This window comes from Brevundimonas sp. BR2-1 (genome assembly GCF_037626195.1).
Taxonomy (GTDB): domain Bacteria; phylum Pseudomonadota; class Alphaproteobacteria; order Caulobacterales; family Caulobacteraceae; genus Brevundimonas.
Genome location: NZ_JARKMV010000002.1, coordinates 255,688 through 281,138, shown reverse-complemented (window position 1 = coordinate 281,138; position 25,451 = coordinate 255,688). Strand labels below are relative to the sequence as shown.

24 protein-coding genes and 1 pseudogene are annotated in these 25,451 nt (G+C 68.6%); 8 read left to right on the top strand and 17 right to left on the bottom strand.

What is annotated here, in order from left to right; all coding sequences use genetic code 11:
• Positions 1–10: 10 nt before the first annotated feature.
• The 3 genes from BrevBR_RS10885 to BrevBR_RS10875 form a co-directional block, all read right to left on the bottom strand.
• Positions 11–634, bottom strand: coding sequence for a thioredoxin domain-containing protein (locus BrevBR_RS10885; protein ID WP_340000955.1), 624 nt, complete (start codon positions 632–634; stop codon positions 11–13).
• Positions 635–641: 7 nt separating this feature from the next.
• Positions 642–1,295 carry a DsbA family protein gene (locus BrevBR_RS10880; protein WP_332640116.1) on the bottom strand — a complete coding sequence of 218 codons (654 nt, stop codon included), beginning with the start codon at positions 1,293–1,295 and terminating at the stop codon, positions 642–644.
• A 102-nt stretch (positions 1,296–1,397) separates the two neighbouring features.
• On the bottom strand, positions 1,398–1,964 hold the full coding sequence (locus BrevBR_RS10875; RefSeq protein WP_340000954.1) for a DUF721 domain-containing protein: 567 nt from the start codon (positions 1,962–1,964) through the stop codon (positions 1,398–1,400).
• Positions 1,965–1,985: 21 nt separating this feature from the next.
• Between BrevBR_RS10875 and mutY the strand changes: the two genes are divergently transcribed.
• The gene (gene mutY, locus BrevBR_RS10870; RefSeq protein WP_340000953.1) at positions 1,986–3,026 is read left to right on the top strand and encodes an A/G-specific adenine glycosylase; all 1,041 of its coding nucleotides are present in this window, start codon (positions 1,986–1,988) and stop codon (positions 3,024–3,026) included.
• Between the two features lie 60 nt (positions 3,027–3,086).
• Positions 3,087–3,572: a hypothetical protein gene (locus BrevBR_RS10865; RefSeq protein ID WP_332640120.1), complete on the top strand. Its 486-nt coding sequence runs from the start codon at positions 3,087–3,089 to the stop codon at positions 3,570–3,572.
• A gap of 10 nt (positions 3,573–3,582) precedes the next feature.
• Here BrevBR_RS10865 and BrevBR_RS10860 read toward each other — a convergent pair whose 3' ends face one another.
• The 3 genes from BrevBR_RS10860 to BrevBR_RS10850 all read right to left on the bottom strand — a co-directional run bounded on the left by BrevBR_RS10860 (position 3,583) and on the right by BrevBR_RS10850 (position 8,157).
• On the bottom strand, positions 3,583–5,730 hold the full coding sequence (locus tag BrevBR_RS10860; RefSeq protein WP_332640122.1) for an amylo-alpha-1,6-glucosidase: 2,148 nt from the start codon (positions 5,728–5,730) through the stop codon (positions 3,583–3,585).
• Positions 5,731–5,840: 110 nt separating this feature from the next.
• Positions 5,841–6,953 carry a glycosyltransferase family 4 protein gene (locus BrevBR_RS10855; RefSeq protein ID WP_332640124.1) on the bottom strand — a complete coding sequence of 371 codons (1,113 nt, stop codon included), beginning with the start codon at positions 6,951–6,953 and terminating at the stop codon, positions 5,841–5,843.
• Between the two features lie 124 nt (positions 6,954–7,077).
• On the bottom strand, positions 7,078–8,157 hold the full coding sequence (locus tag BrevBR_RS10850) for a site-specific DNA-methyltransferase (RefSeq protein WP_332640126.1): 1,080 nt from the start codon (positions 8,155–8,157) through the stop codon (positions 7,078–7,080).
• Between the two features lie 185 nt (positions 8,158–8,342).
• Between BrevBR_RS10850 and ppdK the strand changes: the two genes are divergently transcribed.
• The 3 genes from ppdK (at position 8,343) to BrevBR_RS10835 (ending at position 12,664) form a co-directional block, all read left to right on the top strand.
• The gene (gene ppdK / locus BrevBR_RS10845) at positions 8,343–11,036 is read left to right on the top strand and encodes a pyruvate, phosphate dikinase (protein ID WP_340000952.1); all 2,694 of its coding nucleotides are present in this window, start codon (positions 8,343–8,345) and stop codon (positions 11,034–11,036) included.
• Positions 11,037–11,084: 48 nt separating this feature from the next.
• Positions 11,085–11,972, top strand: a complete 888-nt coding sequence (locus tag BrevBR_RS10840) for a 2-dehydropantoate 2-reductase (RefSeq protein WP_340001191.1) — start codon at positions 11,085–11,087, stop codon at positions 11,970–11,972.
• 161 nt (positions 11,973–12,133) lie between these two features.
• Positions 12,134–12,664 (top strand): porin family protein, encoded by a 531-nt coding sequence (locus BrevBR_RS10835; RefSeq protein ID WP_340000951.1) that lies wholly within the window; start codon positions 12,134–12,136, stop codon positions 12,662–12,664.
• Positions 12,665–12,740: 76 nt separating this feature from the next.
• Here BrevBR_RS10835 and BrevBR_RS10830 read toward each other — a convergent pair whose 3' ends face one another.
• Complete coding sequence (locus BrevBR_RS10830) at positions 12,741–13,004, bottom strand: hypothetical protein (protein ID WP_332640132.1); 264 nt, start codon at positions 13,002–13,004, stop codon at positions 12,741–12,743.
• Between the two features lie 130 nt (positions 13,005–13,134).
• On the opposite strand from BrevBR_RS10830, the gene BrevBR_RS10825 reads away from it, so the two are divergent.
• Entirely contained in the window at positions 13,135–13,620 is a 486-nt protein-coding gene (locus BrevBR_RS10825; protein WP_340000950.1) for a hypothetical protein, read from the top strand.
• Here BrevBR_RS10825 and ychF read toward each other — a convergent pair.
• From ychF to BrevBR_RS10790, 7 genes and pseudogenes are all read right to left on the bottom strand, one after another.
• Complete coding sequence (gene ychF, locus BrevBR_RS10820; protein ID WP_340000949.1) at positions 13,613–14,707, bottom strand: redox-regulated ATPase YchF; 1,095 nt, start codon at positions 14,705–14,707, stop codon at positions 13,613–13,615. The two genes, BrevBR_RS10825 and ychF, sit on opposite strands and share 8 nt — an antisense overlap.
• Before the next feature lie 126 nt (positions 14,708–14,833).
• Positions 14,834–15,310: a copper chaperone PCu(A)C gene (locus BrevBR_RS10815; protein WP_340000948.1), complete on the bottom strand. Its 477-nt coding sequence runs from the start codon at positions 15,308–15,310 to the stop codon at positions 14,834–14,836.
• A gap of 63 nt (positions 15,311–15,373) precedes the next feature.
• The gene (gene pth, locus BrevBR_RS10810) at positions 15,374–15,994 is read right to left on the bottom strand and encodes an aminoacyl-tRNA hydrolase (RefSeq protein ID WP_332640073.1); all 621 of its coding nucleotides are present in this window, start codon (positions 15,992–15,994) and stop codon (positions 15,374–15,376) included.
• A 212-nt stretch (positions 15,995–16,206) separates the two neighbouring features.
• A pseudogene (locus BrevBR_RS10805) lies at positions 16,207–16,779 on the bottom strand (50S ribosomal protein L25/general stress protein Ctc); the annotation flags it as partial.
• 141 nt (positions 16,780–16,920) lie between these two features.
• Positions 16,921–18,009: a hypothetical protein gene (locus BrevBR_RS10800; RefSeq protein WP_332640071.1), complete on the bottom strand. Its 1,089-nt coding sequence runs from the start codon at positions 18,007–18,009 to the stop codon at positions 16,921–16,923.
• 126 nt (positions 18,010–18,135) lie between these two features.
• Positions 18,136–19,359 carry a hypothetical protein gene (locus BrevBR_RS10795; protein WP_340000947.1) on the bottom strand — a complete coding sequence of 408 codons (1,224 nt, stop codon included), beginning with the start codon at positions 19,357–19,359 and terminating at the stop codon, positions 18,136–18,138.
• A 69-nt stretch (positions 19,360–19,428) separates the two neighbouring features.
• Positions 19,429–20,364: a ribose-phosphate pyrophosphokinase gene (locus BrevBR_RS10790; RefSeq protein WP_332640069.1), complete on the bottom strand. Its 936-nt coding sequence runs from the start codon at positions 20,362–20,364 to the stop codon at positions 19,429–19,431.
• A gap of 206 nt (positions 20,365–20,570) precedes the next feature.
• Between BrevBR_RS10790 and BrevBR_RS10785 the strand changes: the two genes are divergently transcribed.
• Complete coding sequence (locus BrevBR_RS10785; RefSeq protein WP_442881321.1) at positions 20,571–21,428, top strand: outer membrane protein assembly factor BamD; 858 nt, start codon at positions 20,571–20,573, stop codon at positions 21,426–21,428.
• 90 nt (positions 21,429–21,518) lie between these two features.
• Positions 21,519–23,219 carry a DNA repair protein RecN gene (gene recN, locus BrevBR_RS10780; protein WP_340000946.1) on the top strand — a complete coding sequence of 567 codons (1,701 nt, stop codon included), beginning with the start codon at positions 21,519–21,521 and terminating at the stop codon, positions 23,217–23,219.
• A gap of 67 nt (positions 23,220–23,286) precedes the next feature.
• Here recN and BrevBR_RS10775 read toward each other — a convergent pair whose 3' ends face one another.
• The 3 genes from BrevBR_RS10775 to BrevBR_RS10765 form a co-directional block, all read right to left on the bottom strand.
• A complete protein-coding gene (locus BrevBR_RS10775) occupies positions 23,287–24,090 on the bottom strand; it encodes an inositol monophosphatase family protein (protein WP_340000945.1) in 804 nt (267 codons plus the stop codon).
• A gap of 104 nt (positions 24,091–24,194) precedes the next feature.
• Positions 24,195–24,761 (bottom strand): elongation factor P, encoded by a 567-nt coding sequence (efp, locus tag BrevBR_RS10770; RefSeq protein ID WP_332640065.1) that lies wholly within the window; start codon positions 24,759–24,761, stop codon positions 24,195–24,197.
• Positions 24,762–24,849: 88 nt separating this feature from the next.
• The gene (locus BrevBR_RS10765; protein ID WP_340000944.1) at positions 24,850–25,398 is read right to left on the bottom strand and encodes a tryptophan-rich sensory protein; all 549 of its coding nucleotides are present in this window, start codon (positions 25,396–25,398) and stop codon (positions 24,850–24,852) included.
• Positions 25,399–25,451 lie beyond the last annotated feature (53 nt).

The following is a 25,451-nucleotide window of genomic DNA, read 5'->3' as shown; positions in this document are numbered from 1 at the left end:
CCCTACGCGGTCAACGGTCGGCGGCGGCCGCCCGGATCGCGACCTCCAGCCCGCCCAGCGAACGGTCCGTGACCCGGCGCCCGTTGACGAAGAAGGCCGGGGTGGTGTGGGCGTCGGCGGCGTGGGCGCTCTCAATGTCGCGGTTGATGGCCGCGCGGGTGGCCGGCGTGGCGGCGCAGGCGTCGATCTGGGCCCGCGTCCGCCCGCTGACCGCGATGGCCGGGGCGTACCAGGCGTCCAGGGTTCCTCCCCGTAGCACCGCTGCCTGCCCCTGCATCAGGGTGGCGGCGACATCGAAGAATTTGGCCGGAGCCGCGCAACGCGCCAGGGCGTGCGCCGGCAGGGACATCTCCTCCGGCGGCGTGGGCAGGTTGCGGAACACGTACCGCACCTGGCCCGTGTCGATGAACCGCGCCTTGAAACCCGGATAGACCAGTTGATGCCAGTCGGCGCAGAGGTGGCAGGCGAACGAGGCGTATTCGATGACCGTCACGGGCGCGTCGGACCGCCCCAGACTGCGGTCCGCCGCCGTCACGGGCGCGACCTGTTCGGTCGCGATCACGGGCGCCGGGGCCGAGGCGAGGGGCGCCGCGATCGCCAGCGCCAGGATCAGCAGGAAACGCGGCCGCCGCATCGGGCGATCAGCCCTTCGCCAACTCGGCGTCGATAGCCCTCGACAGGTCGGCCATGGTCGCGCCCTCTTCACCGGGCGAGACGATCTGCACGCCGTTGACGTAGAAGGCGGGGGTGCCGGTGACGCCCGCCTTGACGGCCGCGTTCGTGCGCTCTTCCGAGGCCTTCAGGTTCGCCGGGTCCTTGATGCAGGTCTCGATCTGCTGGTTGCTCAGGCCGGCGCCGTTGCCGACGCGGAACAGGGTGTCGCGCGGGTTCACGCCGGCGCGCCATTCGTTCTGGCTGGCCATGATCCCGTGGACGACGTCGAAATATTTGTCCTCGCCGGCGCAGCGGGCGATCATGAAGCCGGCGACGGCGACATTGGCCGGCGGGGTCGGCAATTCGCGGAAGACGTAGCGGACCTTGTTGGTGTCGACATAGGCGGCCTTGAACGCCGGCCAGGTGGTTTCCTGCCACGCCGCGCAGTGCGGGCAGGTGACCGAGGCGTACTCGACCACGGTGACCTTGGCGCCTTCGGGAGCGCCCATGGCCATGTCGCCCTCGGCCGCGCCGCCCGCGCCCCCTCCGCCGCAGCCGGCGAGCGTGGCCATGGCGGCCATGGCGGCGGCGGTCATGGCCGCGCGGCGGCTCATGGCGGCGTATCTGGTGTTGGCGCTCATGGCGTCTTCCTCAACTGGCGGCGGGAATTTCCGGAGTATCGCGCGATTCCCCGCAGTCGCGCGCGTCTGACCACCTTCGAGAACAGAAAGGGCGAAGTTTTGTCAACGGCCCGCGCGGTCGCGGCCTTTTCCCGGATCGCCCAGAACCGCGCGGCCCAACCGTTCCAGAGGGCCTTTCAGGACGTCGGGCGCGTCGGCTACGGCGGCCTTCAACGCGGCCTCGTCCCGGGCCGCCAGCGGCTGGGCGGCCGGCCTGCGCTTCGGCGGGGCGGCGATGTCGGCCGGCGGCTTCACCGGTCCCTGGGCGATGCGGAGCTTGTCGACGCTGCCGGCGCCGAGGAACAGATTGACCCGGGCGACGATGTCTTCGGACTGGTGCTGCACCAGCAGGGCGGCGGGTCCCGCCACGCGCAGCTCCAGCGTCCCGCCCGCGCCGCCGCGTCCTTTGGTCAGCTTCTGCGGACGGGTGACGCGCGCCAGCCGGTCGCCGACGATTTCGCGCCACCGCGGTTCCAGCGCCGATGCGCCGCGTCCGAATTTGGCGTCCAGCTCCTTGATCAGCCCCTGCAGCGCCCGACCGGCCTTGGGGGCGGGGCGGGGCGCCGGACGCGTGCGGCGTCGCGACAGGATTTCGCGGACCTCGTCGTCGGTGGGCAGCGTGCGGGGCATTTTCGGGTTATAGCGCGGTCGATGCCCCCCGTCCCGGTTCAACCGTCCGCCGATCTTCCCGCTTTCCGCGCGGCCCTGCTGGACTGGTACGACGCCCACCGCCGGACGCTGGCGTGGCGATCCGGGCCGGGGGAGGCGCCGCCCGATGCCTACCGGGTGTGGCTGTCCGAGGTCATGCTGCAGCAGACCACCACGCCCCACGCCACGCCCTATTTCCAGACCTTCACCGCCCGCTGGCCGACCGTGTCGGATCTCGCGGCGGCGGACGACGGCGACGTCATGGCCGCATGGGCGGGGCTCGGTTACTACGCCCGCGCACGCAATCTGCTGGCCTGCGCGCGGACCGTGGCCGGAGAACACGGCGGGGTCTTTCCCGACACCGAGGCCGGGCTGCTGGCCCTGCCCGGGGTGGGCGCCTATACGGCCGCCGCCGTGGCCGCCATCGCCTTCGGGCGCGCCGCCAATGTCGTGGACGGCAATGTCGAGCGGGTCATGGCCCGGCTGTTCGCCGTCCAGACTGCGCCGCCCGCCGCAAAGCCCGAATTGCGCCGGCTGGCCGGGTCGTTGGTCGCCGACGACCGACCGGGAGACTGGGCCCAGGCCCTGATGGACCTCGGCGCCACCGTCTGCCGTCCGGGCAGGCCGTCGTGCGAGCGATGTCCGTTGACCTCATGGTGCGCGGGCTTCCGGTCGGGTGAGCCGGAACACTGGCCGCTGAAGACGAAAAAGACCGAACGGCCGCATCGGACGGGTACGGCCTGGGTCCTGCGCGACGACCGGGGCCGGGTGGCGCTGGTGCGGCGGCCAGACAGGGGCCTGTTAGGCGGGATGACCGGGCTGCCGACCTCGGACTGGACGGGAGTGGCTGGTGATCCTTCTCCGCCCGTCGCGGCGAAGTGGCGCGACGCGGGCGCGATCGAGCATGTCTTCACCCATTTCTCGCTGACGCTCTCGGTGCGGACAGCGACGGGCGGGGGCGACTTTCTGTGGATGGAACTCGAGCCGGCGTTGTCGTCGCTGCCGACCGTGTTCCGAAAAGCCCTGGAACGCGCTGTCGCATAACGCTGGTCTTTGATATCTTTCAGTTGTATGGCTTTCGCATACACAGCGAAAGGTTCGACCATGTCATTGAGATCAGTTGGCTTGTGCTGCGCGGCGACGATGGCCCTGGCCGGGTGTTCAACGCTTGAATTTTCAGATGGCTACAAGCCCGGAGGGGCGACCTACTACGACCCGGAACCGATCCTGATCGTGAAATGCGACAAGGACGGCCAGCCCGTGGTCGAGGTGACCACCATGCCGGGCCGAATCCGGTCGGTCAGGCCGGTCGCGGGTCTGCTGGGCGGCGAACTGTCCGCGGATTTCTCCGGCGGCATGCTGACCTCGTTCGGGCAGACGAACGAAGCGCTGAGCGCCGACCTGATCTCGGGCGTGGCGGGATTGTTCGGCGTAGGCGCCTCGGCGGCCTCCGAGGACGGGGCGGAACTGATCGACGAACCGGCGAAGCCTCATGCGATGTGCGCTGACGATCCGCCCCCGCGCCTGTTCAGGATCGAGAGGGACGAGGGCGGCCGGATCTCGCGTTTCACCCCGCTGACGTTCGGATGACGTTTGCGGGCTAGCGGACGGTGCGCACGGAGACCGGTCCCTCGCGCCGCTGCGGAATGATCACGGTGTGAGCGCCCATCTGCTGGAAGGCCAGGTCCACGACGCCGTCGCCGACCTGCAGATTGGTGACGTTGAGCCTGTCGATGCCCGACGGCAGGACCGGGTCGTCGATCTCGACGGTCCCGGCGATCGCATCGATGCTCACCCCCAGCGCGGCCTGCAGCATCAGGAACACCGACCCCGCCGCCCAGGCCTGGGGCAGGCAGGCGACCGGATAGGCGATCGGCGGTTCGCCCGGCTGGCGCTCGAAGCCGCAGAACAGTTCGGGCAGGCGCAGGTGGAAATGGGCCGCCGAGGCGTAGATCTCGCCCAGCAGCAGGGCCACCGCCCGGCGTTCGCCGTAGCGCGCCATGCCGGCCGCCGCCATGGCCGTGTCGTGGGGCCAGACCGAGCCGTTGTGATAGCTCATCGGATTGAATCGCGCCTGACCGGTGGCCAAGGTCCGCACGCCCCAGCCCGAGCGGAATTCGGCGCTCAGCAGCCGTTTGGTCACCCGCTTCGCCCGTTCCGGCGAGGGCAGGCCGGTGAAAAGCAGATGGCCGGCGTTGGACCCGACCGAACGACACTGTTCGCCGTCGCCGTCCAGGGCAATGGCGTAGAAGCCCTCGTCCTCCATCCAGAACCGGTCCTCCACGAGCGCACGCACCCGGTCGGCCTCGCTGGCCCAGCCCAGCGTGCCCGGATCGCCCAGCGCCGCCCCCAGGTCGGCCATGGCCTGCCAGGCGGCGTAGGCGTAGCCCTGAACCTCGAGCAGGGCGATCGGTCCTTTCGGATAGCGGCCGTCGGTGTGGAAGATCGAGTCCTCGGAATCCTTCCAGCCCTGGTTGGACAGGCCGGTGTCGGCGCCGCGCTGATAGCTGATCAGGCCGTCGCCCTGGATGTCGCCGTGATCCTTCATCCAGCCCACGGCGGCGGTCAGATTGGGCCACAGCTTGCGGATCAGGGCGAAGTCGCCCGTCCGCCGGGCATAGGCGCCGGCGAGAGCGACGAACAGACAGGTGGTGTCGACCCCGCCGTAGTAGAGGCCGAACGGCACCTCGCCGAGCGCGCTCATCTCGCCGCCCCGGGTCTCGTGCATGATCTTGCCGGGGGCCGAGTCCTGGAAGGCCGAGAACTCCGTCGCCTGTCGCATGGCCAGATAGGTCAGGACGCCCCGGGCCAGCGAAGGATCCAGCCACAGCATCTGCCAGGCGGTGATGATCCCGTCCCGCCCGAACGGCGTCGAAAACCACGGCACCCCCGCATACGGGTACGGCCCGGTCGGAAGGTCGGTGGTCAGCAGCGCCACGTCCGCCCGGCTCTGATCCAGCCAGTCATTGAAGCGCGGACTGCGCGGCCCCCGCAGCGAGGCTCCGCGCCGCCGGCGTGTGCGCATGGCCAGCCGCGCCTGCACCGCGTTGATCCGGTAGCGCGCCTCGTCCGGCGTGTCGCAGCGGTCGGGGCCGCATTCGATGTATAGGTCGCTGCGCTTGCCCCGGGGCAGGCTGAACATGAACTCCGCCCGCGTTCCGCCGAGCCGGGCGGGCGGTTCGGAAAAGGCCAGACAGCTGGTCCGCCGCACGCCGTCCAGCCCGACATAGGCGAAGGTCACCCGCCGCCCGTCGTGCGTCGGCGTCTCGGTGGTCCCCCGCTTCTCGCGCAGCGTGCCCCGCACCTGGAAGATGTCGGCGAAATCGGCGGCGAAATCGAGCGCCAGCGGCAGCAGCATGTCCTCGGTGCCGTGGTTGACCATCCGGATGCGCTCGAACATCCGCCGGTTCCAGACGAACCGCCGTCGCTCGATGTGCAGCACGCCCGCCGGTGCCGAGCGGCCGCCCATTGGCGGCAGCGGGCGGTTGGTCGAATGGCAGGTGAAATAGACATTGTCCTGACTGACGCCCGAGCTCAGCCGCGAGGGCCGCGCCAGCCCCAAGGTCAGGATCAGCCGGGACAGGATGCGCGTGTCGTGGTCGAACAGGCCGTCGGCCCCGCCCTTCATGTCGCCCCAGCCGTCGGCGACCGCGAACGTGTCACCGTCCTTCAGCGCCATCAGCCGCTCCAGCCCGTCCGTTTCGGAGGCATCGAGCGCGGTGGTCTGAACGGTATAGGCGTCGTCCATGAAGGCTCCAGGGGGCGGTTCAGGATCGCCGGAAGGTCTCACCCGAATGGGGACGCTTGATGGCGCCTCGGTACGGTAATGGACGAAGAGGCGGGCGGTTCAGCCCCCGATCACCGGTTGGCGGCGAAGCTGCGGCCTTCCAGCCCACGCAGGGGCGTGACCACGTCGGCCAGCGGCTCCTCGGCGAACGGCCGTTTGGCCAGCAGGTCGCCGTAGACGTCCAGATACCGCCGCGCCATGGCCGTGGCCGAGAAGCGCAGATCGAACCGGGCGCGGATCGCTTCCCGGTCCAGCAGATGCGCCCGCCCGGCGGCGGCGACGGCCTGTTCCAGGGTGTCGACGAGGAAGCCGGTCTCGCCGTCCTCGATGACCTCGGGCGTCGAGCCGCAACGGAAGGCCACCACCGGCGTGCCGCAAGCCATGGCCTCGATCATCACCAGGCCGAACGGCTCGGGCCAGTCGATGGGGAACAGCAGGGCCTCGGCCCCGCCGAGGAAGGCGGATTTCTGGTGGTCGCCGATCTCGCCGACGAATTCGATCAGCGGATTTCCGTCGACCATCGGCTTGATGACGGTCTCCCAATAGATCTTGTCGGCCGCGTCGACCTTGGCGGCCATCTTCAGCGGTTTGTTCAGCTTGGTTGCGATGTCGATAGCGCGGTCCGGCCGCTTCTCGGGCGAGATGCGGCCCAGGAAGGCCAGATAGCCCTCCGGCTTCGGCGAGAACCGATAGGCGTCGCCGGGCATGCCGTGGTGCACCGTGGCCTTCCAATTGGCCAGGGGCAGCGGCCGGCGCTGGTCGTCCGAGATCGAAACCAGACCGAACTCGGGCCACCGCTCGTAGACCCCCGGCAGATCCTTCAGATCCAGCCGCCCGTGCAGGGTGGTGACCGTCTTGTCGGCGCAGCGCGAGAAGAAGGGAAAGTGAGCCATGTCGGTGTGAAAATGGATGACGTCGAAATCATCGGCGCGTTTCAGGACCTCGGCGAGCATGGTCATGTGCGCGGCCAGATCGGACTTCAGAGGAGCCGGATCCAGCCTGATGGCCTGATCGCGGACGGGGATCAGGCGGGCGCGGGTCTCGGCGTCGGCCGCGGCGAACAGGGTCACGTCATGACCCAGATCGACCAGGGCGTCGGTCAGATGGGCGACGACGCGTTCGGTGCCGCCGTACAGCTTCGGCGGCACAGCTTCATACAGAGGAGTGACCTGCGCGATTTTCATAACGATATCCGGAGCCCTGGGGTTGGACCCGATATCAACTATCTCGCAGATGCGAAGTTCCCCGAACGCCAGTATTTCTTGTGTAAACTGCGTGGGTTACAATGTTTTCAGTATCCGGTATCGGTCACTGCATCCCGGCGCGGACCTCGGCCCGGAGGGTGTCGATCGACCTAAGTCCCTGATCCGTCTTGAATCGCCAGTAGGTCCAGCCGTTGCAGGCCGGGGCGTTTTCGAACAGGGCGCCGAGTTTGTGGATCGAGCCGGTCAGTTCGCCGGCCACCAGCGAGCCGTCGGCCCGCACCCGGGCCTCCCGGTCGCCGCGCGGGCAGTACAGCTTGTCGCCCGGCGACAGAAGGCCGGCTTCGACCAGCGCCCCGAACGGCACCTTCACCTCGGCCCGTCTGGAACCCATGACGACCAGATCCTCGGGGGCGGCGGGAATGACCGCCTTGATCCGCTTCTCGGCGACTTTCGCATAGGTCTCGTCGCGCTCGATGCCGATGAAGTGGCGGCCCAGCCGTTTGGCGGCTGCGCCCGTCGTCCCGGTGCCGAAGAAGGGGTCCAGCACCACGTCGCCGGGCCGGGTCGCCGCCAACAGCACGCGATGCAGCAGGCCTTCGGGCTTCTGGGTCGGATGGGCCTTCTTCCCGTCGGCGTCCTTGATCCGTTCCTCGCCCGTGCACAGGGCGAGGGTCCAGTCGGACCGCATCTGAGTGTCCTCGTTGAAGGCCTTCAGGGCGTCGTAGTTAAAGGTGTAGCGCTTCTGCTCGCGGCTGCGCGCGGCCCAGATCAGGGTCTCATGGGCGTTGGTGAAGCGTGTGCCCTTGAAATTCGGCATCGGGTTGGACTTGCGCCAGATGATGTCGTTCAGCACCCAGAAGCCCAGGTCCTGGATCGCCGTGCCCAGGCGGAAGACGTTGTGATAGCTGCCGATCACCCAGATCGAACCTTCCGGCTTCAGCACGCGGCGGCACTCGGCCAGCCATTCGCGGGTGAAGGCGTCGTAGGCGGCGAAGCTGTCGAACTTGTCCCAGTCGTCGTCGACCGCGTCGACCAGGCTGTTGTCGGGCCGCAGCAGGTCGCCGCCCAGCTGCAGATTATAGGGCGGGTCGGCGAAGACCATGTCCACGCAGGCGTCGGGCAGGGACCGCAACACCTCGATGCAGTCACCCCTCATGACGACGTCGGTCTTCAACTCGGACATTGGTACGCGGCCCCGCTCAGCTTGAAGACCGATTGGTGAATCATCGCGGTTAAGGGCTGGTTGAGATGCGAAGCTTTTCGCAGGAACCGTCACAAGACCTCACGGTTTGTTACAGTCCCGGCCTCGCCTTCGCGGGCGCAGCACGTTAGTCAGGCCGGACGAACGACAGGCTCAGGGGCTAAGGCATGACTCAGTGGGTGTACGGCTTCGGCGGGGGTTCCGCCGACGGCGATGCGTCGATGAAGAACCTGCTGGGCGGCAAGGGTGCGAACCTGGCCGAGATGTCTTCCCTGGGCCTGCCCGTGCCCCCGGGCTTCACCATCACGACCGAGGCCTGCGTCCACTACTATTCCAACGGCCAGACCTATCCGGCCGACCTGGCCGAACAGGTCGCCGCCGGCCTGAAGAAGGTCGAGACCGTCGTCGGCAAGACCTTCGGCGACGCCTCCAACCCGCTGCTGGTCTCGGTCCGCTCCGGCGCCCGGGCCTCCATGCCGGGGATGATGGACACCGTTCTGAACCTGGGCCTCAACGACGAGACGGTCGAAGGATTGGCCGCACTTTCCGGCGACCGCCGCTTCGCCTTCGACAGCTACCGCCGCTTCATCACCATGTACTCCAGCGTCGTCCTGGGCCTGTCGCACGACGACTTCGAGGAAGTGCTGGACGACCACAAGGACCGGCTCGGCGTCACCATCGACACCGACCTGACCGCGAAGGACTGGGAGAAGGTTGTCGCCGACTACAAGACGGTGGTCGAGGACCGCCTGGGTCAGCCCTTCCCGCAGGATCCGAATGACCAGCTGTGGGGCGCCGTCTCGGCGGTCTTCGCCAGCTGGATGAACGACCGGGCCAAATTCTATCGCCGCATGCACGACATCCCCGAAAGCTGGGGTACGGCGGTCAACGTCCAGTCGATGGTGTTCGGCAATATGGGCGACACCTCGGCCACCGGCGTCGCCTTCACCCGCAACCCGTCGACCGGCGAGGCCCGGCTGTATGGCGAATTCCTGATCAACGCCCAGGGCGAGGATGTCGTCGCCGGCATCCGCACGCCCCAGTCGCTGACCAGGGCGGGCCGCGAGGAGATGGGCGAGACCGCCCCCTCGATGGAAGAGGCCATGCCCGAGGTCTTCGCCGAATTCGTCGGCGTGGTGGGCCGGCTTGAGAGCCACTACCGCGACATGCAGGACATCGAATTCACGGTCGAACAGGGCCGGCTGTGGATGCTCCAGACCCGCAACGGCAAGCGCACCGCCAAATCCGCGCTCAAGATCGCGGTCGATCTGGCCGCCGAGGGGGTGATCTCGGAGGAGGAGGCGGTGTCGCGCGTCGAGCCCTCGGCGCTGGACCAGTTGCTGCACCCCACACTCGACCCGAATGCCGTGCGCAATGTGGTCGCCGCCGGCCTGCCCGCCTCGCCCGGCGCGGCGACCGGCAAGATCGTCTTCGACGCCGACGAGGCTGAGCGCCTGTCGCAGCTTGGCGACGCCGTCATTCTGGTGCGCGAGGAAACCAGCCCCGAGGACATCCACGGCATGCATGCGGCGCGCGGTATCGTCACCGCGCGCGGCGGCATGACCAGCCACGCCGCCGTCGTGGCGCGCGGCATGGGACGGCCCTGCGTCTGCGGCATCAACGAACTGTCGATCGACGACAAGGCCGGGACCTTCACCGCCCGGGGGCGCGTCTTCAAGGCCGGCGAGATCATCACCATCGACGGTTCGAAGGGCGAGGTGCTCGAGGGCGCCGTGGCCATGATCGAGCCGGAACTGACCGGCGACTTCCAGACCCTGATGGGCTGGGCCGACAAGGTGCGCCGCCTGAAGGTGCGGGCGAACGCCGAGACGCCGCTCGATGCGAAGACCGCCCGCGGCTTCGGGGCCGAGGGCATCGGCCTTTGCCGGACCGAGCACATGTTCTTCGACGACGCCCGCATCGCCGCCGTGCGCGAGATGATCCTCGCCGACGACGAGGCGGGCCGCCGCGCCGCACTCGGCAAGATCGCGCCGTTCCAGAAGGCCGACTTCGTCCAGCTGTTCGAAATCATGGCCGGCCTGCCGGTGACGGTGCGCCTGCTGGACCCGCCGCTGCACGAGTTCATTCCCCACACCGAGGCCGAGATCGACGCCCTGGCCGTCACCCAGGGCCTCGACGCCGCCAAGCTGAAACGGCGGGCGAAGGAGCTGCACGAGACCAACCCCATGCTGGGCCACCGCGGTTGCCGCCTCGGCGTCGCCTATCCCGAGATCTACGAGATGCAGGTCCGCGCCATCCTCGAGGCGGCGCTGGAAGTGAAGCAAGCATCGTCCGAAGCGGCGCCCATCCCCGAGATCATGCATCCGCTGGTCGCCCTCGGTCTGGAGATGAAATACCTGCGCGAACTGACTGACCGCACCGCCGAGGCCGTCTTCGCCGAGGCCGGGGACCGCGTCGAATATCTGGTCGGCACGATGATCGAACTGCCCCGCGCCGCCCTGCGCGCCGCCGATCTGGCCGAGCACGCCGAATTCTTCAGCTTCGGCACAAACGACCTGACCCAGACCACCTTCGGCATCAGCCGCGATGACTCCGGCCGCTTCCTGCAGGCCTATATGGACAAGGGCATCTTCGAGTCCGATCCGTTCGTCCGGCTGGACCAGGAAGGCGTCGGCGACCTGATCCGCATCGCCGCCGAAAGAGGCAAGTCGAAGCGTCCGGACATCAAGATGGGCATCTGTGGCGAGCACGGCGGCGATCCGTCGTCGATCGCCTTCTGCGAGGAAGTCGGGCTGAACTACGTCAGCTGCTCGCCCTATCGCGTGCCCATCGCGCGTCTGGCGGCGGCCCAGGCCGCCCTGCACGTGCGCGCCGGAACCGAGCGGGAAAAGGACCGCTGAGCCCGCGTTGCGGGGTGAGCGACCGGTGACCATCTCCGCCACATGAACATGCCCGCGAAGTATTCCGTCGCCATCATCGGCCCCGGCGCCATCGGCGGCACGGTCGCGGCCTGGCTGTCCCACAGTGAGCGGGTCGGATCGGTCATCCTCTGCGCTCGCACGCCGCTGGACCGGCTTGTGATCGAGGCCCCCGACGGCCGCGTGATCGAGGCCGATCCCCGCGTCGTCACGGATCCGGCTGAAATCACCGAACCGGTCGACTGGATCCTGGTCGCCACCAAGGCCTATGACGTCGCCGCCGCCTCGCGCTGGCTGGCCCCGCTGCTGGGGCCGTACACCCGCGTCGCCGTGCTGCAGAATGGCGTCGAGCATGTCGAGCGGTTCGCGCCCTTCGTTCCCGTCGAGCGCATCGTGCCCGTGGCCGTCGACATCCCGGCCGAACGCAGCGCGCCGGGGCGTATCCAGCAACGCCGCGACGGTACGATCGTGGTCCCTGCGGGCCCGGCGGGGCGGGCTTTCGCCGCCCTTTTTGCCGACAGCGTCATCGACGCCTCGACGACCGACGACTTCGTCACCGTGGCCTGGACCAAGCTGTCGCTGAACTGCGCCGGAGCGGTCAACGCCCTGACGGGTCTGCCGGGCGGGGTGGTGAGACAGGCGGGCGTCGCAGACCTGATGCGCGGGATGGTGCGTGAATGCGTGCTGGTCGGCCGGGCGGTCGGCGCGAACCTCGGCGATCATCTGCCGGACTGGGTCGTGGAGCGGGCCGAAACCTCTCCACCGGATTCGGTGAACTCGATCCTCGGCGACCGGCTGGCGGGCCGGCCAATGGAATGGGGCGCCCGCAACGGCGTCATCGCCCGATTGGGTGAGGCGCACGGAATCCCGACGCCCCTGAACGCAATGGCGGCGACGCTGCTGTCAGTTATGAAATAAGGCTGCAAGGCGGCAAGTATAACGCCGTATGTGCTTCGGCATGCACAGTCGGAATGAAGTGTCCGTTAGCATCTGGAACTGAGCTGGCCACCGCCCATTTGTGTCTCCGCTGGATGGGGCTGGCGACCGTCGGTCGCCACATCTAGAGGATACAAGAAACTATGCGTAACGTTCTTCTCGCCACCGCCGCTCTTACTCTCATTGCTGCGCCCGCGATGGCGCAGAGCATCTCCAACCCTGAGGTAAAGGGCTCGATCGGCTACACCCAGCTGGACGGCGACGACGCCACCCTGGGCGCGGTCACCGGACGCCTGACGGCGAACTTCAACCGCTATGTCGGCGTCGAGGGCGAAGCCTCGTTCGGCGTCAAGGACGACGAGATCACCGTCGCCGGCGTCACCGGCGACCTGTCCCACGAGTACGACGCTGCGGCCTATGTCGTCGGCACCCTGCCGGTCACCCCGAACTTCGAACTGTTCGGCCGCGTCGGCTACGGCACGACCCAGATCAAGGCCGAGGCCGCCGGTCTCTCGGCCACCGAAGACGGTGAAAGCGTCAACTACGGCGCCGGCGCCAACTACTTCTTCGACGGCCGCAACGGCGTCCGCGCCGACTGGACCCGCCGCGACTTCACCGACGACAACGGCGGCGAACTGGACACCTACGGCCTGAGCTACGTCCGCCGCTTCTAAAGGCTGACGGCTTCCGAAACGACGAAGGCGCGCCCCCTCCGGGGGCGCGCCGTTTCGTTGGTTCAGCCCGGATGGGTCAGACGACGCCTGGCTGCAGCGCCCAGCGCATCGAGCCTTCGCCGAACGGCTTGAAGAACAGGTCGCGGTATTTTTCGAACACCTCGACGATCTTGTTGGCGAGGTCCTGGGCCACGGTCTCGCCGCGCTGGCGCTTCATCGCGGCCACGCACTGGACCACGTCGCGCTGGTGGGCCGAGCCGCCCATGCGCTTGAGCACCGCGGCGATATCCTGCGCCAGCGGATCGACCTGCGACGCCCATGGATTGGTGTTCTGAGTCATGCGGGACGCCCCCTTGTTCTCGACACTGGCGAACCGGTCGCAAAATCTTCCGGCGGATGCAAGCGTGACCGCGAATTCGTGATCGAGGCGAGATCGGGAGCCCTCGCCCGCGAACCGCGTTTCCAGACCCATGATCCTGCACCGCCTCGCTCCGTTCGCCCTTCTCATGCTCGCCGCCTGCGGCGCGTCCGAGACCAATCCGCCCACCGATCCCGCCGCGCCGATCAACACCCCGGAGGCAGAGGTGCCGGCGCCTCCCGCGCCGCCGCCGGGAGTCGGTTCGATCATGCCGGGCTCCGGTCCGCAGACATTCGTGGGTCTGTGGGCCGCCAACAGGGGGTGGTGCGCCAATCCGCAGGGCGCCGAGCGGCCGATCGAAATCAGCACCACCCGGTTCGAAGGCTATGAAAACAGCTGCGGCATCCTGTCGGTCAGCCAGGTTGCTGACGGCTATGAGGCCGGGCTGGCCTGTTCGGCCGAGGGCCAGACATCGCGCGAGCGGGTCCGCATGAAGGTCCAGGGCGACGCCATGCGGCTGACCTGGCTGAACCGGAACAGCGCGGTGGTCAGCCTGGTCCGCTGCCCGACGCCGGGCGAAACGGAGCCGTCTAGTTGAACAGGAAGTTCATCACGTCGCCGTCCTTGACGACATAGGCCTTGCCCTCGGCGCGCAGCTTGCCCGCCTCGCGCGCCTTCGCTTCGCCCTTCAGGGCCACGAAGTCGTCGTAGGCGATGGTCTCGGCGCGGATGAAGCCCTTTTCGAAGTCGGTGTGGATGACGCCCGCGGCCTGGGGGGCGGTGGCGCCGATCGGGATGGTCCAGGCGCGCGCCTCCTTGGGACCCACGGTGAAGTAGGACTGCAGGCCAAGCAGGGCGTAGGCCTCGCGGATCAGGCGGTTCAGGCCCGGCTCGGCCAGACCCAGGCTTTCGAGGAATTCGGCCTGTTCTTCCGGATCGAGCACGGCCAGTTCGGAATCGATCTTCGCCGAGATCACCACCGACTTGGCGTTGTCGGCGGCGGCGCGTCTGGCCACCAGGTCCGACAGTTCATTGCCCTTGTCGGCCGAGCCCTCGTCCACGTTGGCGACATACAGGGCGGGCAGGGAGGTCAGCAGCTGCAGCATGTGCCACGCTTTCTCGTCCTCCTTCGACACCTCGACGACGCGTGCGGGCTTGCCGGCGCGCAGGGGCGTCAGGGCCATGTTGATCAGGCGCAGGGTGGTCTGGGCCTCCTTGTCGCCGCCCTTGGCCTTCTTCTCGACGTTGACGACGCGCTTCTCGAGGCTTTCGAGGTCGGCCAGCATCAGTTCGGTCTCGATGATCTCGAGGTCGCTGACCGGGTCGATGCGGTTCTCGACGTGGGTGATGTCGTCGTCGACGAAGCAGCGGGCGACGAAGGCCACGGCGTCGCAGTCGCGGATATTGGCCAGGAACTGGTTGCCCAGGCCCTCGCCCCTGGACGCGCCTCGCACCAGGCCGGCGATGTCGACGAAGGTGATCCGCGAGGGGATGATTTCCTTCGAACCCGCGATGGCCGCCAGGGCTTCGAGACGCGGCTCGGGCACCGCCACGTCTCCGGTGTTCGGCTCGATGGTGCAGAACGGATAGTTGGCCGCCTGCGCCGCCGCCGTCTTGGTCAGGGCGTTGAACAGGGTGGACTTGCCGACGTTGGGCAGGCCGACGATCGCGACTTTAAGGGCCATGGGCTTGGGCGGTTCCAGAAGCCTCTTCAGGCGGACGGACGCGGGTCCGGTCCGCGAGAGGCGGCAAAGCGAAGGGATGAAGGCGAGCCTTTAGCGGGTCGCGCCCCGTTTGTCAGGTTCGGCGGTTCAGTGCGCCGCGACGTGGTCGTATTCGCCGGCCGCCGGCTGGGCGACGCGGGCCGTGACCTCGACCGGCGCCGCCGTGGCGAAGGTCAGTTTCAGCGTGACGGTGTCGCCCGTGGCCAGCGGCTCCTCGACGCCGAGCAGCATCAGGTGGTTGCCGCCGGGCGCCAGAGACGTCGCCTGACCGGCGGCCAGAGGCAGGCCGTCCCGCATCTGCTGCATCATCATCATATTGCTCTCCATGCGGCTCTCATGGATCTGGACGTATTTGGCCTGCGGGCTTTCGCCGGAGACCAGCCGGTCGTCGCCGCTGGCCGTCAGGGTCATGTAGCAGCCGGTCGTCTGGCGGCCCTTGGGCGTCGGGCGACACAGGGCGTCTGCGACCGTGACCGTCGGCGCGCCGGGCGCAGGCGCCTGTTCGCCCGAATTGCAGGCGGCCAGCAGCAACAAGGCGGCGGCGGAGACGGTGGCGCGGATCATGGCGGTTCCTTCAGGGCTGGGCGCGGTCTATCGCCGCCGCCGACCGCGGACAAGGCGGTGCGTCTAGTCGTCGCCCCGTGCGGCCTGACGCGGGCTGAATTTGGGCGCGGGGGCCAGACGCAAGACCTCGGCCTGATAGCGTTCGTCGTTCCCGGCCAGGGCGAAGGGCAGGGCGTCCGCGACGGCGTGCAGCATCGGCTCCAGCCAGGCCTGATCGGCCTTGTGGAAGTCGCTCAGCACATGGCCATGAACCAGTTGCGGCTCGCCCGGGTGGCCGACGCCCATGCGCGCGCGGCGGAAGTCGGCGCCCAGTTGGCTGATCAGGCTGCGCACGCCGTTCTGGCCTGCCGCGCCGCCACCGGTCTTCATGCGGAACCGCCCGGGGGCCAGATCGATCTCGTCGTGGAAGGCGATGATCTGCGCCGGCGGAATCTTGTAGAAGCGCGCCGCCTCGCCGACGGCGCGGCCGCTCTCGTTCATATAAGTCTGGGGTTTCATCAGCAGGACCTTGACCGGCCCGTCCGCTGTCGGAACCTCACCCTCGCGGATCACAGACTGGAATTTGGCCCGCTCGGGCCCGAACGACCAGCGCCGCGCGATCTCGTCGGCGGCCATGAAGCCGATGTTGTGGCGGTTGCCCTGGTATTTGGGGCCCGGATTGCCCAGGCCGGCGATGATGATCATGGCTCAGGTCCAGACAAGGAAACGGCCCCATCCGTAGCCGGAAGGGGCCGCTTCGCAAAACAGTCGAAGGAGGGCGATCAGCCCTCGGTCGATTCGCCCTCGGCGTCGGCGGCTTCTTCGCCATCGGCCTGTTCGGTGGCGGGGACTTCGTCCGCGGCGGCTTCTTCGGCGGCGGCGACTTCCTCGGCGATGGCTTCCTCGATCTCGTCGGCGGCCTTGGCGGCCGAAGAGGTCTTGATGGAGGCGATCACGAAATCACGGTCGGTGATGGTCGGCTCGACGTCGGCCGTGCCCTTCAGGTCGGTCCAGCGGATGGTGTCGCCCATCTTGTGGCCGGCCAGGTCGACGATCAGGTCTTCCGGGATGTGATCGGCGCGGACCTTCACCTCAACCGAGTGACGGACGATCTCCAGCGAACCGCCCTGACGGAAGGCTTCGCACTGGTCCTGGTTGATGAAGTGAACCGGCACTTCGATCTTGATGGTCTGCTTTTCATCGACCCGCATCAGGTCGAAGTGCAGCGGACGGTCGGTGACCGGGTCGAACTGGACATCGCGGGCGATGACCGGCTGCGATTCCTTGCCGTACTTCAGGGTCACCAGGTGGCCCAGCAGCTTGCCGGTGTACAGCGACTTGCGGAAGTCGCGCTCGTTCACCGAGATGGCGACGGGGGCCTTGTCGCCGCCGTACAGCACGCCCGGGACCATGCCCGCGCGACGCGCGGCGCGTGCGCCGCCGGTGCCAACGCCATCACGGACGTCCACGTTCAGAATGATCTCGGCCATCGCCTCGCCTCAACAACACAAACGCCGCGCTGACCAGTCAGCCCTCGCGGCGGGGTCAGGGACCCTGAATTCAAGAGCGCGGGTCATTACACGCAAGAACCCCGCGACGCAACAGGCCGCGGCGTCCCCCTGCGAACGGAGTCAGCCGCCGGTGTTCAGCGTCGCCGTCGCCGCGGTGGAGGCGGCGGCCGCCTCGGCGGCGACCGGGGTCTGCTCGGGCGCCCCGCCCGCCACGGCGGTCTGGGGGACCTCCAGCGGGACCGGCGTGATGTTCTGGGCCGTGCAGGTGGCCAGGTCGCGGGCCACGTGGCGGCCGACGCAGAACATGTCCTCATAACTGGGTCGCGAGGCCGCCAGACACTGGAACAGCATCAGTTTGGACATGTTGAGACAGAATTCGCTGTTCTGCTCGACAGTCAGGGCCTCGGTCTCGGCGCGGGCCTCCTCGCCGCCTGCTCCCAGCGCTGCCAGGGCGGCCACGGCGAGCGAACGGACCACGGCGGCCGTATAGGGCGGACCCGAACGGGCGGAACTGGCGCCGAGCCCCGAGCCGCTGTTGGCGGCGGCGAACAGGCGGGCCGACTCTTCGGCGGAGGGCAGCATCGTCACCGCCGACAGCGACTTGGCGCCTTCCAGCCGGGTGACGCGGTCGGTGATGTGCACGGTGGCCCAGCGGCGCCGCGGATCGCTGCGGCCCTGGATCGTATAGGCGTCTTCCTCGACGGCGTTGGCGATCATCAGCATGGCGGCCGAGTCCTTGCCGATGGTGTCGACGATCAGGCCGGCGGCGGCATCCGCGCCGGGGAAGGTCGCGGCGGTCGCGGGGTCGGCGATGATGCGCGCGATCATCTGCTGGCGCTGGGCCGGGTCGACGGCGTAGGTGCGGACGCCCTGCACGAACTCGGGCGACTGCAGCGCCAGGATCGAGCCATAGGCGATCATGCCGCGCGACAGCTGGGCCGGCTCATAGGAGGCCCCCTTGCGGATGGCGGCCTGGATGGCCTCGGCGCTGTCGAAGCCCGCGCTGATGGTGCCGGCCTCGCGCATGAAGGCGACGTAGATGGAGGCGGCCTGGGCCACGCCCTCGTTCAGGCTGACGGCCGGCGGCGGCGGAGGCGGCGGAGGCGGCGCCGGAGCGGGCTCCGGCTCCGGCGTGGCGCAACTGGCCAGAAGCAGGGCGGCGGCGGCAGCAGCGACCGAAAGGCCGCGACGCGGATAGGCCATGAACATGCGAGATTCCCCAGAACACGCACGGCGCCTTCGCGGGACGCCGAAACTCCACGGCCCTTATAACGCTCCGCGAATTGTTTGCCGATCACTAATCCGCCAGCAGAATCGGCGTCGGCCTTTCCAGGCTCAGCCGCCCGGCGCGGTCCGGACCAGCGCGCCGGGCTCGATGTTCAGCCGCTGGGTCGGCGTCATCGTGGCCGGCGGGGGCGAGGACTCGGGTGTGGGCAGGGTCGTGGGCTGGAGCGTGGCCGGCCTCGGGGGCGCAGGCGGCTCGAACGGCGCGGTCACGATGACCGGAGGACGAACCTCCACCGTGACGGGGTTGGAAACCGTGACCGTCGCCGCCGGCATGGCCGCGCCGCGGGTGCAGGTCGCCAGGTCGCGCACGATATGGCGGCCCAGACAGAACATGTCCTCATAGCTCGGCCGCGAGGCCGCCAGGCACTGGTACAGATTGAGCTTGGACTCGTTCAGGCAGTTCTGGCTGACCCCTTCGGACTGCAGGGCGGCGGTGTTGGCGCGCGCGTCCTCGCCCGCCGCGCCGAGCGCCGCCAGAGCCGCCAGAGCGAGCGCGTTGGTCACCACGGGCGGATAGGGGGGATCGCGGCGGCGGCCGCCGGTCGCGCCCAGTCCTGCGCCGTTGCTGGCCGCCGCGAACAGGCGCGCCGACTCGGCCGCCGGCGCCGCCATTGTCTGGCCTGACAGGTCCTTGGCCCCCGCCAGACGGGCCTCGCGGTCGGCCACATGGGCGATGGCCCACGAGCGCCGCCCGTCCGCCTGGGCGGCGTAGGCGTCGTTCTCGACGGAGTTGGCTGCGGCGCTCAGGGCGTCGATCTCGCGGTCCAGGGCCGCCATGATCAGGCCGGCGGCTTCCTGCGCTCCGGGCATGTAGGAGGCGACGCGGGGGTCGGCGACGATGCGCGCGATCATCTCCTGCCTGCCGGTCGGGTTGATTCCGTACTGGTTGACGCCCGAGACGAAGGCCGGCGACTGCAGCGCGACGATGGAGGCGTAGGCGACCAGGCCCCGGGAAATCTGGCCCGGGTCATAGGTCGCGCCCTGACGCAGGGCGGCCTGGATGGCCTCGGGGCTTTCGAAGCCGCCCCGGATGGCGGCGATGTCGCGGGAGAAGGCCAGATAGATCGCGGCATCCTGGGCGACGCTTTGCGACAGATTGATCGGCGGGGGCGTGCGGGCGGCCAGGGCGGCGGCCTCCGCGGCGACACGGGCGGCTTCCACCTCCGCTTCGCTCGGGCCCGAGGTGCAGCCTGCGAGGACAGCCGCCGCGCACAGGGCCGCCAGAGATGGGGCCGCCAGTGAAAGGCCGCGTCGCATCATTGCCGAACGCATGAAATCTCCTCGAACTGTCCGTCGTGGAGCAGAGAACGCGCTCCCGGCCAATTTGAGGCGCCCGGTTCGTCAATCGAACAGTTTGGAGACCGATTCCTCGTTGGCGATCCGCCGGATGGCCTCGCCGATCAGTGGAGCGACGGAGACGGTGCGGATCTTCGAACAGGACGAAACCTCGAACGGCTGTTCGATGGAATCGGTGATGACCAGCTCCTTCAGCGGCCCGTCGGTCACGCGCTGGACGGCCGGTCCCGACAGCACGCCATGGCTGATGTAGGCCGAAACCTCGACCGCGCCCTTGTCCATCAGCGCCTGGGCGGCGTTCACCAGGGTGCCGCCCGAATCGACGATGTCGTCGAACAGGATGCAGCGGCGGCCCTCGACGTCGCCGATGATGTTCATGACCTCGCTCTCGCCCGCCCGGGCCCGCCGCTTGTCGACGATGGCCAGATCGGCGTTGAGACGCGACGCCAGCGAGCGGGCGCGGACCACGCCGCCGACGTCGGGCGAGACGATCATCAGGTCGTCGCCGCGCGGATAGTGGTCCTTGATGTCCTGGGCCAGCACGGGGGTGGCCACCAGGTTGTCGGTCGGAATGTCGAAGAAGCCCTGGATCTGGCCCGCGTGCAGATCCATCGTCAGGACCCGATGCGCCCCCGCGCGAGTGATCATATTGGCCACCAGCTTGGCCGAGATGGGCGTGCGGCCGCCGGTCTTCCGGTCCTGCCGGGCATAGCCGAAATAGGGCATGACCGCCGTGATCCGCTTGGCCGAGGCGCGCACCAGCGCATCGGTCATGATCAGCAGCTCCATCAGGTTGTCATTGGCCGGATAGCTGGTCGACTGGAGGATGAAGACGTCCTCGCCGCGGACGTTTTCCTCGATGACCGCGAAGACCTCATTGTCGGCGAACCGCTTCACCTGGGCCTTGGTCAGAGGCATGTCGAGGTGGGCCGCGATGGCCTGGGACAGGGTCCGGTTGGAGTTGCCAGAGAGCAGCTTCATGTCCGGTCATCCTTTCGCCGTCATCGCCGGGCTGAGAATGCCGCCGTGGCGCTGGCGCGCTACATACCAGCGGATGGGCCGGCTACAAGGCGCACGGCGTCTTTTTGCAGGTCTTCTTCGCGCATTGGCGCAGACAAGTCCGCTGGTGTAGAGATCGCGTCTCGTTTTCGGGGGCGCCGACGGGTTCGCGCTCGCCGGCTTGCATTTTGAGGTCGTCCTTGCCTGCTTCCAAGTTCCGCGCCGGCCTGATCCTGGCCACCGTGGCTGTTTCGGCCCTGACGCTCTCGGCCTGTAACCGCGGCGCCAATCGTCCTCGCCTGGCCTATGAGGAGCGCCCGGTCGAGGCGCTCTACAACACCGGCTATCAGCGTCTGCAGAGCCGCCGCTGGGCCGACGCCATCGACTATTTCCAGGAGGTCGAGCGTCAGCATCCGTATTCGGAGTGGTCGCGCCGCGCGATCCTGATGCAGATCTACGCCTACTATCAGAACAACAATTACGCCGAGGCGATCGCCGCTTCAGACCGGTTCATCCAGCTGTTCCCGGGCAATCCGTCCGCGCCCTACGCCTTCTACATGAAGGCCCTGTGCAATTTCGAACAGATCACCGACGTTGGCCGCGACCAAGGCTACGCCCAGGCGGCGCTGGACGGGCTGAAGGATGTGCAGCGGCGCTATCCGGGCACGTCATACGCCATCGACGCCTCGGTCAAGATCGACATGGTCAACGACCAGCTGGCGGGCAAGGAAATGGCCATCGGCCGCTACTACCAGCGCGCCGGACAGCCGCTGGCGGCGATCAACCGCTACAAGGCCGTCATCGAGAACGAAGCCTATCAGCGCACCTCGCACACGCCCGAGGCCCTGTACCGGCTGGTCGAGGTCAATCTGACGCTGGGCCTGAAGGAGGAGGCGACCCGCAACGGCGCGGTTCTCGGCTTCAACTATCCGGGCAGCCCCTGGTACGCCGAGGCCTACGCCCTGCTGACCGAGGAAGGCCGCCAGCCCGGCGTCGCCCCGACCGGCCAGCGCGAAAGCTGGCTGCGCCGGATCATTCCGGGCTGACGACCGATTCTGACACAGGGGGCGGTCAGGATGGTCGAGGACGGCTAGACTGACGACCATGGCGAATCAGAACCGGACGACAGCGCCCAGATGCTGACCGCCCTTTCCATCCGCGACATCGTTCTGGTGGACGCTCTTGATCTCGAGGTCGAGGGCGGCCTGACCGTGCTGACCGGCGAGACCGGGGCCGGCAAGTCGATCATTCTGGACGCCCTGGGTCTGGCGTTGGGCGCGCGGGCCGACGCCGGCCTGGTGCGGGCCGGCGCGAAACAGGCCTCGGCCACCGCTGTCTTTACAGCGCCCGACGATCCGGCCTTGCTGGAGATGATCGCCGAGCGCGGCTTCGAGGTCGCGCCGGGCGAGGAACTGATCCTGCGCCGCACCGTGGCCGCCGACGGCCGCAGCCGCGCCTACGTCAACGACCAGCCCGCGGGCGTCGCCGCCCTGCGCGAGATCGGCCAGGCCCTGGTCGAGGTGCACGGCCAGCACGAGACCGTCGGCCTGCTGGACTGGAAGACCCACCGCGCTCTGCTGGACAACTACGGGGGCCTGCAGCCCCAGCTGGACGGCGTGGCCGGCGCCGCGGAGAAGCTGAAGGCCGCCGAGCGCACGGTCTCCGACCTGAAGGCCGCCGCCGCCGACGCCGCCGCCCACGCCGAAGAGCTGACGCAGAACCTCGCCGAATTGGACGAATTGGACCCCCGCGCCGACGAGGAGACCGAACTGGCCGGCGAACGCGCCATCCTCGGCGCGGCCGAGAAAGCCATCGGCGACCTGGCCGACGCCCGCGCCCAGCTGGGCGGCGACAAGCTGTCCCAGAAGCTGTCGGCCGCCCTGCGCGCCGTCGAGCATGCCCGGCAAAGGGCCGGGCAGGCGGGCACGGACCCCGAGCATCCCCTGCTGCAGAAGCTGACCGCCGCCGCCGAGGCCATCGACCGCACCATGGTCGAGGCCGAGGAGGCCATCGCCTGCGTCGACGCCGCCGCCAACGCCTTCGACTTCGAACCCGGGCGGCTGGACAAGGCCGAGGAACGGCTGTTCGCCCTGCGCGCCGCCGCCCGCAAGCTGAATGCGTCGGTCGAGAGTCTGCCCGTCCTGCGCGTCCGCTTCCGCGACCAGCTGCGCCTGATCGAGGACGGGGCCGAGGCCATCACCGCCGCCGAACGCGCCGCCTCAGCCGCGCGCGAAGCCTACGATGTCGCCGCCATGCTGCTGACCTCCGCGCGCGAGGCCGCCGCCGAACGGCTGACGGCCTCCGTCATGACCGAGCTGGGTCCGCTGAAGCTGGATCGCGCCCGCTTCCGCGTCGCCTTCGAGCCTGTATCCGAGGGCCGACGCGGGCCGCTGGGGGTGGAGACCGTCCGCTTCGAGATCGCCACCAACGCCGGGACCGCCTTCGGCCCGCTGGACGCCATCGCCTCGGGCGGCGAACTGGCCCGCTTCGCTCTCGCCATGAAGGCGGCGCTGGCGGGCCGCGAGGATCAGCGCCAGCCGGTGATGATCTTCGACGAGGTCGATCAGGGCGTCGGCGGCGCCGTCGCCTCCGCCGTCGGGGCGCGTCTGCAACGGCTGTCGCACGGCGCCCAGGTCCTGGTCGTGACCCACAGCCCGCAGGTCGCGGCGCGCGGTCATGCCCACTGGAAGGTGCGCAAGGCCGACGCCGGGGGGATGACGACCACCACGGTCGATGCGCTGGACGACGAGGCGCGACGGGAGGAGATCGCGCGGATGCTGTCGGGGGCGGTGATCACGGACGAGGCGCGGGCGGCGGCGCGGTCGCTGATCGGCTAGCCCCTTTCGTCATCCCCCGGTCTGCGCCGCTACGCGGCTTGCCGGAGGATGACGAAGGCGAGGACCTTTATCCCCGCAACACCTTCTGGATCTGCGGATGCAGCTCGGAGTTCGAGGCCAGGATCTGCGCGCCCGTCTCCGGCCGGCCCTCGCCGTCGATGGTGGTGACGATCCCGCCCGCCTCGGTGACGAACAGGATGCCCGCCGCCACGTCCCAGGGATTCAGATTGCGCTCGTAGTAGGCGTCGTACCGCCCCGCCGCGACCCAGGCGAAGTCCAGCGCGGCCGAGCCCAGTCGGCGGATGCCGGCGACGCGCTGACCGATGGCGTGGATGTCCTTGATCGACTGGGCGTGGCCCGTCTTGCCGATGAAGGGCAGGCCGGTGGCGATCAGGCTTTCCGACAGGTCGCGGCGGCCGGCGACCCTGATCCGGCTGTCGTTCAGGTAGCAGCCCTTGCCCTTCTCGGCCCAGAACAGCTCGTTCATGACCGGGTTGTAGGTCACGCCCGCGACGATCTCGGATGTTCCGTCCGGCGCGGTGCGCTGCAGGCCCACCGTGATGGCGAAATGGGGCATGGCGTGCATGAAGTTGGTCGTGCCGTCGATCGGGTCGACGATCCACATGTGGGACTTGTCGGTCCCCTCGATCATGCCGCGCTCCTCGCCCAGGAAGCCGTAGCCGGGGCGGGCCTTCATCAGCAGTTCGTACAGGGTGTCCTCGGCCTTGATGTCCGCGGCGGTGACGAAGTCGCCCGGGCCCTTGCGGGACACCTGCAGCTGGGACACCTCGCCGAAGTCGCGCAGCATGGGCCGCGCGGTCTTGCGGACCGCGTCGATGATGACGGAGACGAGGGCGGAGGCGAGGGCCATGGGGATCTCCTGGTCCGAAAGTCCTTCAAAGGCATATGCCCGGACAGTCGGAGAAGGTCATGGAGGCGCAGGATCGCGCCCCCGGGTCGCAATGTCGGTCGGGCCTATTCGGCGCGGCGGACGTATTCGCCGGTCGTGGTGTCGACGACGATGCGTTCGCCGACGCCCATATAGGGCGGGATCATGATGCGCACGCCGTTGTTGGCGATGGCGGGCTTGTAGGACGACGAGGCGGTCTGGCCCTTCACGGTGGGCTCGGTCTCGACGACTTCCAGCGTGACCTGTTCCGGCAGGGTCAGGCCGATCGGACGCTCCTCGTGCATCTCGATGACGACCTTCATGCCGTCCTGCAGATAGGGGATGCTGTCTTCGCCGACCCAGTCCTTCTGCAGTTCGATCTGCTCGTAGGTGGCGTCGTCCATGAAGACCAGGGCGTCGCCCTGTTCGTACAGGTACGAGAAGTCCTTCTGCTCCAGCGTCACGCGCTCGACCTTGTCTTCCGACCGGAAGCGTTCGTTGAGCTTGTTGCCCGTCTCGAGATTCTTGGCCTCGACGTTGGCGAAGGCGCCGCCCTTGCCCGGCTTGACGTGGCTGGCCTTGGTGACGACCCACAGGCCGCCGTTCACCTGCAGCACCATGCCGGGCTTGATGTTGTTGCCGTTGATCTTCATCGGGTTCTCGGAAGGGAAGGGCGCAGCCTCGTGGCGCGCGAACGGGCGCAGTCCCTAGAGGATGCGGCGTGATCCGGCAAGGCGCGGGTCAGTGAACAGTCGGCGCCCGATCGCGGGACCTGCCCTGAACCAGATTGGCCAGATGCACCGATCCGCCGCTGGGGGCGGCCAGCTTGCCCGCCCGGTTGTCCAGCTTTCGAGCTTCATGGGCGAAGGCGGCGGCCAGGCCCGCGGAGGACATGGCGGCGGCGATCTGCAGCGTACGGCTGGCCGGCCGCATGGCGATCCAGACGGCGTTCAGCGCCTGGGCGGCGGCCCACAGGCCCATGGCCGTGGTGCGCTCGGGGCGGGCGGGGGCGTTCCACACCCGCACCGCCGACAGTGTGGTCACCGAGAACACCGCCGGCAGGATCAGGCTCAGCGGTCCGCGCGGCCGTTCGGTGATCGGGGCGTCGTCGTTCGCCAGGCGCATCGGACGGGGCCGGATGGCTGTCCGCGCCAGAAGTGCCGCGCCGAGGGCGAAGCCGACGGTCACCGCCACACCCAGAACGACGTGGCCGATGTCGCGCTCATTGGCGTTCAGGAAGTCGCCGGCGGCGTCGCGCGCGTCGTCGAAGATGTCGTCGATATCGGTCACGCGCGGCTCTCCCTGTCTGCGCACAGACAATGGCGGGGCGGCTTTGCGGTTCC

Coding starts and splice junctions, on each gene's coding strand:
- BrevBR_RS10885 (WP_340000955.1), bottom strand. CDS start 634: ATGCGGCGGCCGCGTTTCCTGCTGATCCTGGCGCTGGCGATCGCGGCG.
- BrevBR_RS10880 (WP_332640116.1), bottom strand. CDS start 1,295: ATGAGCGCCAACACCAGATACGCCGCCATGAGCCGCCGCGCGGCCATG.
- BrevBR_RS10875 (WP_340000954.1), bottom strand. CDS start 1,964: ATGCCCCGCACGCTGCCCACCGACGACGAGGTCCGCGAAATCCTGTCG.
- mutY (WP_340000953.1), top strand. CDS start 1,986: ATGCCCCCCGTCCCGGTTCAACCGTCCGCCGATCTTCCCGCTTTCCGC.
- BrevBR_RS10865 (WP_332640120.1), top strand. CDS start 3,087: ATGTCATTGAGATCAGTTGGCTTGTGCTGCGCGGCGACGATGGCCCTG.
- BrevBR_RS10860 (WP_332640122.1), bottom strand. CDS start 5,730: ATGGACGACGCCTATACCGTTCAGACCACCGCGCTCGATGCCTCCGAA.
- BrevBR_RS10855 (WP_332640124.1), bottom strand. CDS start 6,953: ATGAAAATCGCGCAGGTCACTCCTCTGTATGAAGCTGTGCCGCCGAAG.
- BrevBR_RS10850 (WP_332640126.1), bottom strand. CDS start 8,157: ATGTCCGAGTTGAAGACCGACGTCGTCATGAGGGGTGACTGCATCGAG.
- ppdK (WP_340000952.1), top strand. CDS start 8,343: ATGACTCAGTGGGTGTACGGCTTCGGCGGGGGTTCCGCCGACGGCGAT.
- BrevBR_RS10840 (WP_340001191.1), top strand. CDS start 11,085: ATGCCCGCGAAGTATTCCGTCGCCATCATCGGCCCCGGCGCCATCGGC.
- BrevBR_RS10835 (WP_340000951.1), top strand. CDS start 12,134: ATGCGTAACGTTCTTCTCGCCACCGCCGCTCTTACTCTCATTGCTGCG.
- BrevBR_RS10830 (WP_332640132.1), bottom strand. CDS start 13,004: ATGACTCAGAACACCAATCCATGGGCGTCGCAGGTCGATCCGCTGGCG.
- BrevBR_RS10825 (WP_340000950.1), top strand. CDS start 13,135: ATGATCCTGCACCGCCTCGCTCCGTTCGCCCTTCTCATGCTCGCCGCC.
- ychF (WP_340000949.1), bottom strand. CDS start 14,707: ATGGCCCTTAAAGTCGCGATCGTCGGCCTGCCCAACGTCGGCAAGTCC.
- BrevBR_RS10815 (WP_340000948.1), bottom strand. CDS start 15,310: ATGATCCGCGCCACCGTCTCCGCCGCCGCCTTGTTGCTGCTGGCCGCC.
- pth (WP_332640073.1), bottom strand. CDS start 15,994: ATGATCATCATCGCCGGCCTGGGCAATCCGGGCCCCAAATACCAGGGC.
- BrevBR_RS10800 (WP_332640071.1), bottom strand. CDS start 18,009: ATGTTCATGGCCTATCCGCGTCGCGGCCTTTCGGTCGCTGCTGCCGCC.
- BrevBR_RS10795 (WP_340000947.1), bottom strand. CDS start 19,359: ATGCGTTCGGCAATGATGCGACGCGGCCTTTCACTGGCGGCCCCATCT.
- BrevBR_RS10790 (WP_332640069.1), bottom strand. CDS start 20,364: ATGAAGCTGCTCTCTGGCAACTCCAACCGGACCCTGTCCCAGGCCATC.
- recN (WP_340000946.1), top strand. CDS start 21,519: ATGCTGACCGCCCTTTCCATCCGCGACATCGTTCTGGTGGACGCTCTT.
- BrevBR_RS10775 (WP_340000945.1), bottom strand. CDS start 24,090: ATGGCCCTCGCCTCCGCCCTCGTCTCCGTCATCATCGACGCGGTCCGC.
- efp (WP_332640065.1), bottom strand. CDS start 24,761: ATGAAGATCAACGGCAACAACATCAAGCCCGGCATGGTGCTGCAGGTG.